The 12,289-nt window shown below is 70.1% G+C and carries 13 protein-coding genes and 1 riboswitch; of the genes, 2 read left to right on the top strand and 11 right to left on the bottom strand.

The features are described 5' to 3' along the window. Positions 1-48: 48 nt before the first annotated feature. From groL to AC1DP1_RS12585, 6 genes are all read right to left on the bottom strand, one after another. Entirely contained in the window at positions 49-1,677 is a 1,629-nt protein-coding gene (gene groL, locus AC1DP1_RS12610; RefSeq protein WP_457185928.1) for a chaperonin GroEL, read from the bottom strand. 258 nt (positions 1,678-1,935) lie between these two features. Next, on the bottom strand, positions 1,936-3,486 hold the full coding sequence (locus AC1DP1_RS12605) for a pilus assembly protein TadG-related protein (RefSeq protein WP_477507136.1): 1,551 nt from the start codon (positions 3,484-3,486) through the stop codon (positions 1,936-1,938). Continuing rightward, positions 3,486-3,914, bottom strand: a complete 429-nt coding sequence (locus tag AC1DP1_RS12600) for a TadE family protein (protein WP_457185924.1) — start codon at positions 3,912-3,914, stop codon at positions 3,486-3,488. The genes AC1DP1_RS12605 and AC1DP1_RS12600 overlap by 1 nt, the downstream gene beginning before the upstream one ends. Before the next feature lie 200 nt (positions 3,915-4,114). Then, on the bottom strand, positions 4,115-4,981 hold the full coding sequence (locus tag AC1DP1_RS12595) for an ATP-grasp domain-containing protein (RefSeq protein WP_477507135.1): 867 nt from the start codon (positions 4,979-4,981) through the stop codon (positions 4,115-4,117). After that, positions 4,978-5,835 carry a class I SAM-dependent methyltransferase gene (locus AC1DP1_RS12590; RefSeq protein WP_477507134.1) on the bottom strand — a complete coding sequence of 286 codons (858 nt, stop codon included), beginning with the start codon at positions 5,833-5,835 and terminating at the stop codon, positions 4,978-4,980. Before AC1DP1_RS12590 ends, AC1DP1_RS12595 begins: the two co-directional genes overlap by 4 nt. Positions 5,836-5,844: 9 nt before the next feature. Beyond that, positions 5,845-6,684 (bottom strand): SGNH/GDSL hydrolase family protein, encoded by an 840-nt coding sequence (locus AC1DP1_RS12585; protein ID WP_477507133.1) that lies wholly within the window; start codon positions 6,682-6,684, stop codon positions 5,845-5,847. A 124-nt stretch (positions 6,685-6,808) separates the two neighbouring features. On the opposite strand from AC1DP1_RS12585, the gene AC1DP1_RS12580 reads away from it, so the two are divergent. Together AC1DP1_RS12580 and AC1DP1_RS12575 are read left to right on the top strand one after the other, a co-directional pair. Further along, positions 6,809-8,047 (top strand): DUF2157 domain-containing protein, encoded by a 1,239-nt coding sequence (locus AC1DP1_RS12580; RefSeq protein ID WP_477507132.1) that lies wholly within the window; start codon positions 6,809-6,811, stop codon positions 8,045-8,047. Beyond that, positions 8,044-8,541: a GDYXXLXY domain-containing protein gene (locus AC1DP1_RS12575; RefSeq protein ID WP_477507131.1), complete on the top strand. Its 498-nt coding sequence runs from the start codon at positions 8,044-8,046 to the stop codon at positions 8,539-8,541. The genes AC1DP1_RS12580 and AC1DP1_RS12575 overlap by 4 nt, the downstream gene beginning before the upstream one ends. A 19-nt stretch (positions 8,542-8,560) precedes the next feature. Here the strand turns inward: AC1DP1_RS12575 and AC1DP1_RS12570 are convergent, their stop codons facing one another. The 5 genes from AC1DP1_RS12570 to AC1DP1_RS12550 all read right to left on the bottom strand — a co-directional run bounded on the left by AC1DP1_RS12570 (position 8,561) and on the right by AC1DP1_RS12550 (position 12,168). Further along, positions 8,561-8,836 carry a MoaD/ThiS family protein gene (locus tag AC1DP1_RS12570; RefSeq protein WP_457185912.1) on the bottom strand — a complete coding sequence of 92 codons (276 nt, stop codon included), beginning with the start codon at positions 8,834-8,836 and terminating at the stop codon, positions 8,561-8,563. A 17-nt stretch (positions 8,837-8,853) separates the two neighbouring features. Further along, complete coding sequence (gene thrC, locus AC1DP1_RS12565; RefSeq protein WP_457185910.1) at positions 8,854-10,137, bottom strand: threonine synthase; 1,284 nt, start codon at positions 10,135-10,137, stop codon at positions 8,854-8,856. 10 nt (positions 10,138-10,147) lie between these two features. After that, positions 10,148-10,287: riboswitch (SAM riboswitch) on the bottom strand. A 76-nt stretch (positions 10,288-10,363) separates the two neighbouring features. Further along, complete coding sequence (gene otsB / locus AC1DP1_RS12560; RefSeq protein WP_477507130.1) at positions 10,364-11,194, bottom strand: trehalose-phosphatase; 831 nt, start codon at positions 11,192-11,194, stop codon at positions 10,364-10,366. Positions 11,195-11,270: 76 nt separating this feature from the next. Continuing rightward, a complete protein-coding gene (locus tag AC1DP1_RS12555) occupies positions 11,271-11,813 on the bottom strand; it encodes a LytR C-terminal domain-containing protein (protein ID WP_477507129.1) in 543 nt (180 codons plus the stop codon). A gap of 61 nt (positions 11,814-11,874) precedes the next feature. Next, positions 11,875-12,168 carry a DUF3263 domain-containing protein gene (locus AC1DP1_RS12550; RefSeq protein ID WP_300049655.1) on the bottom strand — a complete coding sequence of 98 codons (294 nt, stop codon included), beginning with the start codon at positions 12,166-12,168 and terminating at the stop codon, positions 11,875-11,877. Positions 12,169-12,289: the final 121 nt, after the last annotated feature.

The following is a 12,289-nucleotide window of genomic DNA, read 5'->3' as shown; positions in this document are numbered from 1 at the left end:
GGGGCCTTGCTGATGGTGCTGGTGGAGCGGGTGGTTCCGATCAGACGATCAGAAGTCCATGCCGCCCATGCCGCCCATGTCGCCGCCGGGCATGGCCGGCGCCTTCTCGGGCTTGTCGGCCACGACGGCCTCGGTGGTGAGGAACAGCGCGGCGATCGACGCGGCGTTCTGCAGCGCCGAGCGGGTGACCTTGGCCGGGTCGATGATGCCCTCGGCGATCATGTCGACGTAGTCACCGGTGGCGGCGTTGAGGCCGTGGCCCGCCTCCAGGTTGGCGACCTTCTCAGCCACGACGCCACCCTCGAGACCGGCGTTGATGGCGATCTGCTTGAGCGGGGCGGAGGTCGCGACGCGAACGATGTTGGCGCCGGTCGCCTCGTCACCCGACAGGTCGAGCTTGTCGAACGCGGTGGCAGCAGCCTGGACGAGCGCCACGCCGCCGCCGGCGACGATGCCCTCCTCGACCGCAGCCTTGGCATTGCGGACGGCGTCCTCGATGCGGTGCTTGCGCTCCTTGAGCTCGACCTCGGTGGCCGCGCCGACCTTGATGACGGCCACGCCGCCGGCCAGCTTGGCGAGGCGCTCCTGGAGCTTCTCGCGGTCGTAGTCGGAGTCCGACTTCTCGATCTCGGCGCGGATCTGGTTGACCCGGCCCTCGATCTGGCCCTGGTCGCCGGCACCCTCGACGATGGTGGTCTCGTCCTTGGTGATGACGACCTTGCGGGCCTGGCCGAGCAGCTCGATGCCGGCCGACTCGAGCTTGAGGCCGACCTCCTCGGAGATGACCTGGCCGCCGGTGAGGATCGCGATGTCCTGCAGCATGGCCTTGCGCCGGTCACCGAAGCCCGGCGCCTTGACGGCGACGGAGCGGAAGGTGCCCTTGATCTTGTTGACGACCAGGGTCGACAGCGCCTCGCCGTCGACGTCCTCGGCGATGATCAGCAGCGGCTTGCCGGACTGCATGACCTTCTCCAGCAGCGGAAGCAGGTCCTTAACCGTCGACACCTTGGAGTTGGCGATGAGGACGTAGGGGTCCTCCAGCACGGCCTCCATGCGCTCGAGGTCGGTGGCGAAGTAGGCCGAGATGTAGCCCTTGTCGAACCGCATGCCCTCGGTCAGCTCGAGGTCCAGCCCGAAGGTGTTGGACTCCTCGACGGTGATGACGCCTTCCTTGCCGACCTTGTCCATCGCCTCGGCGATGATCTCGCCGACGGTGGTGTCAGCGGCGGAGATCGACGCGGTCGAGGCGATCTGCTCCTTGGTCTCGACGTCCTTGGCCATGGCGAGCAGCTGCTCGGACACGGCGGCGACGGCGGCCTCGATGCCGCGCTTGAGACCCATCGGGTTGGCGCCGGCCGCGACGTTGCGCAGGCCCTCGCGGACCATGGCCTGGGCCAGGACAGTGGCCGTCGTCGTGCCGTCACCGGCGACGTCGTCGGTCTTCTTGGCGACCTCCTTGACCAGCTCGGCGCCGATCTTCTCGTAGGGGTCCTCCAGCTCGATCTCCTTGGCGATCGAGACACCGTCGTTGGTGATCGTGGGGGCGCCCCACTTCTTCTCCAGGACGACGTTGCGGCCCTTGGGGCCGAGGGTGACCTTGACCGCGTCGGCGAGGGTGTTCATACCCCGCTCGAGGCCGCGGCGGGCCTCCTCGTTGAAAGCAATCAGCTTGGCCATATCGCGTGCGATTCCTATCGACGTGAGTCTGTGTGTCGGCTCCAGGCAGGCTGCCCGCGACGGACGATCCCGCTCGGCCGGCGATCCATTCCCGCCGGCGTCGGAGACCTCAGCGTCACCTGGGTCGTTGTCACTCTCGTGAGGAGAGTGCCAACGTCATGTTTAGCACTCGCACCCCGAGAGTGCAAACGCCTGACGGACGCTCGCGGTCTGGCCGGCGCGTGCCGGTCCGGCGCGCCGGGCGAGGTGTCGCCCACGTCACTTCGGCAGCTTGACCAGCCTGATTCCCCCGGACAGCGACGTGAGTGCCGTCTGGAAGATCGGACCGAGCTCGGACCCGTTCGATGCGCAGTAGTAGTAGTCACCGTCGCCGTTCTCGGCCGTCTTCTCCGCCGTGGTGCTGCAGTCGCTCTCGGCCTTCGAAGCCGCTCCCGTGACGGGATGCGGTGACGCCGCCGCCGCAAGTGCGTCTCGCACGTTGCGGGTGGCCGTGCTGCTGCCGCAGGTGGCTGTGTTGGCGTCCCCGAACCCGATGGTGATGATGATCGGCTTCTGGGCATCGTTCTTGGTCTGGGTTGCGATGTCGGTGAAGTTCTTGCAGGCCTGGCTGATCTGCGAGTTCGACTCGCCGCCCACGCCCATGTCGCCGGCCGTGTTCAGGCCGAGACCGGTCGAGTTCTTGTTCAGCACCTCTTGGGGCTTTCCGTCGGTCTCGAAGATGATGGCCTTCTTCACCACGCCCGGCCTGTTCGTCGGCAGGGATGCCAGGTTGTTCGGGTCCTTGCCGAGCAGGTAGCGGGACGCACCCTTGAGCGCGCTGGCGAGGTGGGTCCGATAGGGAATGGGCGAGTACGAGCTGCGGATGCAGTTCACGGCCCTGGCCAGGACGCTCGTCGAGTTGAGGGTCGGGGTCGATGCGCCGGTCAGCAGATAGTTGTTGCTGAACGGGACGGGTACCCACTTGCCCTTCTGAACTTCGCCCTGGATGAACGTGTCGTACGCGCTGTCGCTCTCGCGGCTGCCCTGGGCCCGCGGCTCCGGCCACGGCGAGGTCATGCAGGACGCATTGGTTCCCTCGGACTTGTGAAGGGCGCCCAGCGCCACATAGTGCATCGTCGGATTCATCGTCCGGAGTGCGGACTCGATGCCGTCCACCATGGATCGACGGTTGGTCGTGCTCATCGAATAGGTCCGGTCCGCCATGATCACGATGTCCATCGGGTTTGGCGCTTCAGCACCGCACGATCCCTTGCAGGCCGCGGAGGCGACAGATCCGGTACTACCTTCACTGTCACCGAAGACGTTGGCGAAGCCGAAAGGCACCTCCTTCTCGGCCACCACCTCGACCGTGTTGCACGAGGTCGAGGGACTGGGAGCGCAGGGAATCTTGCAGATGATGCCGTTGCAGCGGAGGTCGGGGTACCTCGAGACGTCGTAGGGCCCCGCGCCCGGGTTGCAGGTGCTGCCGATCTGCGTCGTCTGCACACCCGGTGGCGTCTGCCCGTTGGAGGCCACGACGCACCACAGGCGGATCTTCGGGTTCTGCTGGGTGAAGTCCCACTCCAGGTCCGGATCGTTGGCGAAGGCGATGCTGCGCGCGGCGGCGATGGCCGAAGCACCATCGCCCGGCATGGCGAACGCCCCGGCATGCGCTGCCGCGTCGACGGCGTCGTGCAGCTTCTGCCGCTCCATCGCCAACGTGGCGATGTCGATCGCGATGGCAGCGGCCCCGAAGATGACCAGCGACAGGAACACGGTCATGAGGGCGACGGCACCGTCCTCGCCGCGGCTCCGCGGCGACCGGCGCATCACTCGATCCTCATGTAATTGGTCTTGACGAGGTGGAGGTTCTCTCCGCCGTCGACCATGTCTCCCACGGGCGTGATCCAGGTGTGCGTGAAGTCCACCTTCACCGCGGCGATCCCGCCGCTCTCCTGCCCGGCGTTCCAGCTCGTGCAGTTGGTCGTAGCGTCTTTCTTCTTGCAGCTGACGGTGATCGTGTAGCTGCCGCCGAGGTCGGACATCCCGTGCGTCACGGCCGCCCGGATCTCGGCCTCGCTGGCGCCGAGGCTCGCCTCACGCACGCCCTCGCGAGCCGCGTTGTTCACGATGGTGTAGCGGTTGATGGCGAACCCGAAGTCGATGATCCCGAAGAGGACGACGAGCAGGATCGGCACGATCAGTGCGAACTCCACCGCCGCCGCACCGCGATCCTCGCGTGGGCGTGAAAAGGGCATGACTATTTCCTCCCGCAGGTGCGACGCGCGAGAACGCTCCCGACGCCGCGAAGGTTGTGACGGTGATCCGGCACGGATGACGGATCACCGGCCCTGCCCGCACCCCCCAGCGCAGGCAAGACAAGGGCAACCTAACTTGAGGGGGGCATGTCCCACCCCCCGGACCCAGATTTGTTTGCCGACCTGTCTAGACAGGCGGGTCAGCCCCGGCCGGCGGCCCTCGCAGCGAGCAGGTCGGCGAACGGCTCCGCGTTGGCCGGCGACACGTCGAGGTAGAGGCCCGGCTCGATCAGCTCGAGCTCGCTCACCACCCACTGGTCGTCCCAGCGCAGCAGGTCGACGCGGAGGTAGTCCATCGGCCGGCCGAAGCGCTCGGCCATCGCGTCGTACGCGCTCATCACCAGGTCGCCGACATCACCGGTCTCGACGGCGCGCACCCGGCCGCCGAACTCCTCGTTGACGCGTACGTCGCCCTCGCCGGGCAGCTTGTCGAAGCGCTGGCCGAGCCGCCCGTCGAGGACGTAGACCGACGCCTCGCCGTGGGTGCGGATCGACTCCACGAGCGGCTGGACGACCCACGGCCCGTCGACCTCGGGGTAGTCGGCGTGACTGCGGACGGGGCGGCCCAGACGGGGGTCGTCGGGGTCGGTGACCACGAGGAGGCCCGCTCCCCCGGCGCCGACGCGGGGCTTGACGACCGCGGAGCCGAAGCGGCGCACCGCTTCAGCCAGGCCGGCCCGGTCGTCGGCGAGCAGCGTCGGCACCGCCGGCAGGTCGCCGAGATCGGTGAGGTAGCGCTTGTCGTGGTTCCAGGCGAAGACGTCGGCGCCGTTGAGCAGGCGGGCCTGGTCGAGCGACGTCGCCCAGGCGAGGAACTCGCCGTGGCGGGTGACGTAGTCCCAGGTGGACCGCACCGCGACGAGGTCGGCGGTGGACCAGTCGACGGACGGGTCGTCCCAGCGGGCCCAGGCGAAGTCGGTGCCGCGGGCGTGGAGGACCGCGTCGAGGGCGCCCGCGCCGGGCTCCCCCTGCGGCAGGTCACCGCTGGTGGCGAGCAGGACGCTCATGCGTCGTCGGAGCCGTCGGAGTCGTCGGGCAGCTCGGAGGCGCCGTAGAGCTCGTGCGCGACGTTGTCGCGGTTGGTGCCCTCCCGGTTGTCGCCCTTCTCGATGATCACGAGGTTGTGGTAGCAGTGCACGGCCCGCACCCACTGGTCGGTGTAGGTCGGCTCGTAGCCCTCGAGGAGAAACTCCTCGTGGTTGAGGCCGTCGACGAGGTCCTTGACCAGGTCCATCGACGTGCCCGGGGCGCGCGGGTCGAGCTGCCCGCCCCACGCCGGCCAGTAGGACGTCTGGGTGTCCTCGATGCAGTAGATGCCACCGTCGGGCATCAGCGGGAACAGGATCCGGAACGACTCGCGCACGTGGGCCGGGATGTGGCTGCCGTCGTCGATGACCACCAACGGCGCGCCCTGCTCGTCGATGATGCGCTGGAGGACCTCGGGGTCGGTCTGGTCACCGAGGTAGGTGTGGATGTGCCCCCGCGTGAGCCACGACTTGTCCTCGATGTCGAGCCCGACGATGCGCGCCTTGGGGAAGAACCAGCGCCACATCTTCATCGAGGCACCGCTCTTGCGACGCTTCTTGTAGCCGCCGATCCCGAGCTCGAGCAGCGTGAAGGACTCGCCGCGCAGGTGCTGGAGGTGGCGCTCGTAGTGGGGGGTGTACTTGTGGACGCCCCACTTGTCGGTGCGGAACTCGATGGCCAGCTCGGTCAGGTTGCTGGCCAGCAACCGACGGCGGCGCTCGGCCTTCGGGTCGAGCGGCTCGGGCTCGACCGGTGCGGGCGATGCCTGCATCCGGCCGGCCTTCTTGGCAGCCTTCTTGACGGCCTGGCCGGCTCGTCGAGCAGTGGTGCGCACCCGGGAACCCTAGCCTGACCCACCCACGTCGGGTGCGTGGTGCCCGAACGGCACGTCGGCCACGACGCCGAGGGCCGCGAGCACCGACGGGAGCATCGCCTTCGCCGTGCGCTTGTAGCCGTGCGCGCTCGGGTGGAAGCGGTCGAGGCTGAACATCTCCTCGGGGAAGGTGTAGAAGAACGGACCCACCACGTGCGCCAGCGAGACCACCCGCGCGCCGCGCGCCAGGGCCGCCTCCCGCTGGGCCTCCGCCAGCTGCCGCGAGGCACGTGAGCCGAGAGCGCGCAGGGGCTGTGGCACCGGGCGGAGCGCGCCGAGGTCCGGGCAGGTGCCGACGACGACCTCCGTCCCGCGGGCCCGCAGGTCCTCCACGGCCTCGACCAGGTGGCGTACGGACTCGGCGACCGGCACCCGGTGGGTGACGTCGTTGCCACCGACCACGATGACGGCCACGTCCGGGCGATATCCCCGGGGCAGGGACGCGAGCTGGGAGGCGAGCATGCTGCTCTCCGAGCCGACCACTGCCGCCGTCCTGAGCCGCACCGAGCGACCGGCACTCGCGGCGATGCCACGCGCCAGTCGGCTGCCGAGGGTGTCCTTGGCCCTGTCCGCGCCCAGGCCCGCGGCGATGGAGTCGCCGAGCACCAGCAGGTCCACCGGCTCGCCGTGCTTCTTCTTGTAGTGGCGGTCGGCGTCCGGCGCCCGCTCCCCCAACGGCTTGCCGATCGCGCGCCGGGCCTGCGCCGCCTGTCGGTGCAACAGCTCGCGCGCGCCGTACGCCATCCCTCCCGCGACGCCGCCGAGGACGGCCAGCGCGACGCCGGCCCGGGTCAGGTGTCTGCTCCCCACGCCCCCTGTGAACCAGACCCACCTGAACGCCTGCGCAACCCTGGGCATCCCGCCACCCAACGGCACCCCACATATGGGTCGATGTACTCAGGACAACCCGGCCGCACCGGGCCACGGTGGGGGCATGACCGACACCTCGTCACCGGCACCCGCCCTCGCGACCCGACCGGTCGCGCCGCAGCAGCTCGCCTGGCTGCGCCACGAGCTCGCCGACTGGACCTCGGAGGGCCTCATCGGCGAGGAGCAGGCCGCGCGCATCGCGGCGCGCTACCGCTCCGAGCACCACGCCCGCGTCAGCGTGGGGCGGGTCCTGCTCTACCTCGGCGGCGGCTTCGTCGGCGTCGGGCTGATCTGGCTGGTCGCCGCCAACCTCGACGAGCTCTCGCCCCTGGCACGCTTCGCGGCTGTGGCGGCCCTGTGGCTGGCCTTCCTCGTCGGCGGTGAGACGCTCGCGGCGCGCCACGCCTCGCCGCCCCTGGTCGGCGCCGCACGACTCCTCGCCGCACTCGGTGCCGGCGCCGTCATCTTCCAGGCCGCCCAGTCGCTGCAGGTCCCGGCGTACGAGCCGCGACTCATCGGCCTCTGGGCCGTCGGCGCGTTCATCCACGCCTACCTGACGCGGGCCCACCTGCCCTTCCTCGTCGGTGTCGTCACCGGCGTCACCTGGTGGTTCATGCAGCCCCTGTGGGACGCCCAGGACGGGACCACGGTCGTCGTGCTGCTCGGCGCCGGCGCCGTCCTCGCCGCAGCACTCGCGGTCCTGCACGACGGGTGGATCGACGGGTTCGCCTGGACCTGGCGCACCGTCGCCGGCGGCATGGCGCTCGCGGCGCTCTTCGTCGCCGCGATCCCCGACACGGGCAGCGACGGCCTGACGTGGTCGACCTGGCTCGTAGTCGCGGTCGCCGTCGCGGCAGCTGCGACGGTCCTCGCCGGCGTCGTCCGCCGCGGCGCAGGCATCCTCGAGCCGCTGGGCGCCATCGCCGTGCTGCTGACCGCCACGTCGCTGAGCCTGTGGGCCACTGGAACCGACACGACCGCTGTCGACGGGGCCGACTGGGCGCACGCGGCGATCTCCGTCGTCGCCTACGTGCTTCTGGCCGTCGCCCTCGTCGCGCTCGGCACCGTGCGCGACCACCAGGCCCTGACCTGGATGGCGATGGTCGGCCTGGTCGTCTTCACGACCTTCCAGAGCTTCGCCGTCTTCGCACCCATCGTCACCGGCGCCTGGCTGTTCGTCGTGCTCGGCACCGTCTTCCTCGGCACCGGTTTCCTGTTCGACCGGGCCCGCCGGGAGCTGGTGCAGGCCCTCGACCCCGCCGACACCGCCACCGACACCGCATCGAAGGGAACCGACCGATGAAGATCGTCCTGACCACCGCGGTCGTCGCCACCAGCCAGCTCGCGCTCGTCGGCCTGGCCGTCGCACCGCAGCTCTCCGCCAGGATCGCCGGCGACACCTATCTGGTGCGGGTGGCACCGGTCGACCCGATCGACCCGTTCCGCGGCGCGTACGTCGCCCTCGACTACCCCGACCTGCGCCACGACGGGTCCCAGTCACTCGTCGAGCCCGGGCTCGGTTCGCTGGAGGACGGGGAGTCCGGCGACGTCTACATCACGCTGGTCGAGGAGGACGGCGTCTGGATCGGTGAAGCGTGGTCGCGCATACGCCCCGACGACGGCCCCTACCTCGCCTGCGACGACCGGTCGTGGCAGGTCCGGTGCGGTATCGAGAGCTGGTTCCTCCCGCAGGACGACGCCCAGGAGGCCGAGCACCTGCTGCGCGACGGCGCGGTCGCCGAGCTGCGGGTCGACGACCGCGGCAACGCCGCCGTGGTCGACGTACGCGCTCGATGACCGGCACGGTCGCCGGGGCTCAGCCCCCGGCGACCGCCGGGATCACCGAGATCTGCACACCGTCGGGCGTGGCGGTCTCCAGCTCGTCGAGGAACCGCACGTCGTCGTTGCCGACATAGACGTTGACGAAGCGGCGCAGCTTGCCCGCCTCGTCGAGGATGCGGCCCTTGATGCCGGAGTAGCGGGCGTCGAGGTCGTCGAGCACGGCCGCGAGCGTGTCGCCCTCGGCGCTGACCTCGGACTCACCACCGGTGTAGGTGCGCAGGATGGTCGGGATACGGACGGAGACTGCCATGGCTCGTTCCTTCGTGCTCAGAGGATGTCCGCCGCCACGAAGGCGTCGTAGGACGGGGCGATGGTGGCGGCCGGACCGACGCGGTCGGACACCGCGTCCAGTGTCTTGAGGCCGTGGCCGGTGTTGATGACGACCGTCTCCAGGGAGGTGTCGAGCTGACCGGACTCGACGAGCTTCTTCAGCACGCCGACGGTGGTGCCGCCGGCGGTCTCGGTGAAGATCCCCTCGGTGCGAGCCAGGAGCACGATCGCCTCGCGCACCTCGTCGTCACTGATGTCCTCGACCGCGCCGCCTGAACGGCGACAGATGTCGAGGACGTAGATGCCGTCGGCCGGGTTGCCGATGGCCAGGCTCTTGGCGATGGTGTCCGGCTTGACCGGCCGGATCGCGTCGGTGCCGGCCTTGTAGGCGACCGAGACCGGCGAGCAGCCGGTGGCCTGGGCGCCGAAGACCTTGTAGGGCTTGTCCTCGACCAGGCCGAGGGCGATGAGCTCCTTGAAGGCCTTGTCGACCTTGGTCAGCTGCGAGCCGGACGCGACGGGGATGACGATCTGGTCGGGCAGCCGCCAGCCGAGCTGCTCGGCGATCTCGTAGCCCAGCGTCTTGGAGCCCTCGGCGTAGAAGGGGCGCACGTTGACGTTGACGAACGCCCAGCCCTCCTCCTCGCCGGCGATCTCCGAGGCGAGCTTGTTGACGTCGTCGTAGTTGCCGTCGACCGCCACGAGGCGGTCGGTGTAGACGGCCGAGTTGACCTGCTTGGGCTTCTCGAGGTTGCTCGGGATGAAGACGACCGTCTTGATCCCGGCCCGGGCGCCGGCAGCGGCGACGGCGTTGGCGAGGTTGCCCGTCGAGGGGCAGGCGAAGACCTTGGCGTCGAGCTCGCGGGCCGCGCTCAGGGCGCAGGCGACCACGCGGTCCTTGAACGAGTTGGTCGGGTTGGTCGAGTCGTCCTTCACCCACAGCTTCTCGAGGCCGAGCTCCCGGGCGAGGTTCTTCGCCTCGAGCAGCCGGGTGAAGCCGGGCTCGGTGTTGGGGCTCTGCTCGATGTCGTCGGGCACCGGGAGGAGCGCCTTGTAGCGCCAGATGTTGCGGGGGCCGGCGGCGATCTCCTCGCGGGTCACCGTCGGGAAGTCGTAGGCCACCTCGAGCGGCCCGAAGCACTCCGGACACGCGTAGAAGGGGCCGAGAGCGACCTCGTGCCCGCACTCGCGGCAGGCCAGGGCGCGGGCGTTGCCGAAGGCACCCTCGCGCAGGCCCCTCGACGGGGTGCCAGTGGTGTTCTCGTCCAGCAGGGTGCTCATGAAGTCCTCCTTCTCATCTGTCCCCGCGACTCTCGCTGGGGTCGGATTTGGCACCTGCTCCCGCGACTGCCGGCCGTGAGGCGGACAGGAGGCTCGCGGGTGGTTGCCGGGACTTCGTCGGGCCGTTCCCTCAGTCCCTCGTGATGAGCACGCTCAGCCTAGGCAGGCCGTCTCACGATGTGCACATCTAGTCCACGATGTGGTCAGGACGGCGTCCGCGGAGCGGTCAGCGGCGGGTGGAGAGGGCGGTCAGGAGCTCCACGACGCCCTGTGGTCCGTCGACGACCACGTCGGCGAGCCGCATCAGGTCGGGTCGCTCTGTGGAGGCCGAGCACACCACCAGGCCGGGCAGGCCCTCGGCGCGCAGCGAGCGGACCGCCTCGAACGCCTCGACGTCGCCGAGATCGTCGCCGCCGAAGACCACCCCGGTGGCCTCCTGCTCGGCGACGAAAGCCCGCAGGGCGTGACCCTTGTGCATGTCACCCGAGCGCACCTCGATGACGTTGCGACCGGGCTCGATCGTGAGGTGGTGGCGCTCGGCGAGGGCGGAGATGGGCTTCACCAGCCGCTCGAAGGTGCCGGTCGGGTCGTCCATGCGGCGGGTGTGCACGGCGACCGCGAGGCCCTTCTCCTCGACGTACGCCCCGGCAGCGCCGGCGCTGCGCAGGACGGACGGCAGCTCGCGCTCGAAGCTCGCCAGTCCGGCCGGCGGCCGCGGCGACCGGATGCGCTGCTCGGTGGCCGACCAGCGCTCGTTGCCGTACTGGCCGAAGACGAACAGCTCGGCACCGCGGTCGAGCATGGCGTTGCCGAGCGCGTCGAGGTCGCCCATGGCGATGGCCTGGCGCGCCGGCCGGCCGGTGATCACCGCGACCGCGCGCACCGCCTCGGCGAGCTCGAGCAGCGCGCCCGGGGCCGCAGGGTGCAGGCGGGCCGCCTCGGGGTCGTCGACGACGGGCGACAGCGTGCCGTCGAAGTCGAGGCCGACGACGACGCCATCGAGGACGTCGCGTACGGCGTCGTAGTGGGCGCGCGCGTCGTCGGAGGTGAACTCCATGGGTCAACCCAACCACGTGCGGCGCACGTGCGCCGACCCTGCCCGCGGTTGCATCGGGGCGAGGGAGGGCCGAGGGTCAGCGCGGGGCGTCGGCGGTGAGGATGATGGTGAGCCGGTCGCGCTTCATCACGCCGACGGCCGGCGCCGTGCGCTTGATCCCCAGGTCGAGGGCGAGCTGCCTGCCGGCAGCCTTGAGCCGGGGCGGGAAGTAGACGGTGCTGGTGGGGATGAGGCCCTGCCAGTTGTCCTCGCCGACCACGGCCCAGCCGACACCGGTGGCCTTCGCGGCGGTCTCGGCGGCGAGCCCCCGGATGCCGGAGTTGTTGTAGACCTCGACGTAGACCTCGCCCCGCTTGACCTGCGGCTTGGGCTTGGGCTCGGGCGACGGGGTCTCGGCCACCGTCGGGGACGGCTCGGCGCTGGGCGACTGTTCGGCGCTGGCGATCGTGGCCGTGTCGACGCGGCGCTCGGTCGGCGCCTGGTCGCGGGTCGCGACGAAGGTGATCGAGGCCATCGCGACGGCGAGGACCGACAGCATCACGAGCGGGGACGGGAAGGCGACGCCGCGCTCGTCACGACGACGGGACGCGGGTCGGCCGGGGCTGGGGAAGGAGGCCATGGGGAAGGTGACCAATCGTGAGAGGGCGGGCCGTTGGGTCAGAGGTGAGTCACAGCTGGTGTCAGATCTCGAACCCGAGGCGGCGCGCCGAGCGCTGCCGCTGGCGGGAGGCCCGCAGCCGGCGGAGGCGGCGTACGAGCAGCGGGTCGGCCTCGAGCGCCTCGGGACGGTCGATCAGCGCGTTGAGGACCTGGTAGTAGCGGGTGGAGGACATGTCGAACTTCTCGCGGACGGCCTGCTCCTTGGCACCGGCGTACTTCCACCAGTGCCGCTCGAACTCGAGGATCTCGCCGTCACGCTCGCTCAGCCCGGCAGCAGTCGCCTGCTGGGCTGTGATGTGCTCGGCTGCGTCCATCGGACATCTCCTCCTCGACCCCACACCACCCGTGACCGGGTGGACGAGGACGAGTCTAGGCGACGAACGACAACGATGTCATTCGCCTCCGGCGAGTCGTCTGGACAAAACCTGCGGCGGT

This window comes from Nocardioides sp. P4_G10 (genome assembly GCF_056401175.1).
The sequence above is the reverse complement of the archived record's forward strand: the minus strand, read 5'-3'. Positions and strand labels throughout refer to the sequence as shown.

Excerpts from the sequence above, each read along its gene's own strand:
- groL (WP_457185928.1), bottom strand. The coding sequence starts at position 1,677 with ATGGCCAAGCTGATTGCTTTCAACGAGGAGGCCCGCCGCGGCCTCGAG.
- AC1DP1_RS12605 (WP_477507136.1), bottom strand. The coding sequence starts at position 3,486 with ATGCGCCGGTCGCCGCGGAGCCGCGGCGAGGACGGTGCCGTCGCCCTC.
- AC1DP1_RS12600 (WP_457185924.1), bottom strand. The coding sequence starts at position 3,914 with ATGCCCTTTTCACGCCCACGCGAGGATCGCGGTGCGGCGGCGGTGGAG.
- AC1DP1_RS12595 (WP_477507135.1), bottom strand. The coding sequence starts at position 4,981 with ATGAGCGTCCTGCTCGCCACCAGCGGTGACCTGCCGCAGGGGGAGCCC.
- AC1DP1_RS12580 (WP_477507132.1), top strand. The coding sequence starts at position 6,809 with ATGACCGACACCTCGTCACCGGCACCCGCCCTCGCGACCCGACCGGTC.
- AC1DP1_RS12575 (WP_477507131.1), top strand. The coding sequence starts at position 8,044 with ATGAAGATCGTCCTGACCACCGCGGTCGTCGCCACCAGCCAGCTCGCG.
- AC1DP1_RS12570 (WP_457185912.1), bottom strand. The coding sequence starts at position 8,836 with ATGGCAGTCTCCGTCCGTATCCCGACCATCCTGCGCACCTACACCGGT.
- thrC (WP_457185910.1), bottom strand. The coding sequence starts at position 10,137 with ATGAGCACCCTGCTGGACGAGAACACCACTGGCACCCCGTCGAGGGGC.
- otsB (WP_477507130.1), bottom strand. The coding sequence starts at position 11,194 with ATGGAGTTCACCTCCGACGACGCGCGCGCCCACTACGACGCCGTACGC.
- AC1DP1_RS12555 (WP_477507129.1), bottom strand. The coding sequence starts at position 11,813 with ATGGCCTCCTTCCCCAGCCCCGGCCGACCCGCGTCCCGTCGTCGTGAC.
- AC1DP1_RS12550 (WP_300049655.1), bottom strand. The coding sequence starts at position 12,168 with ATGGACGCAGCCGAGCACATCACAGCCCAGCAGGCGACTGCTGCCGGG.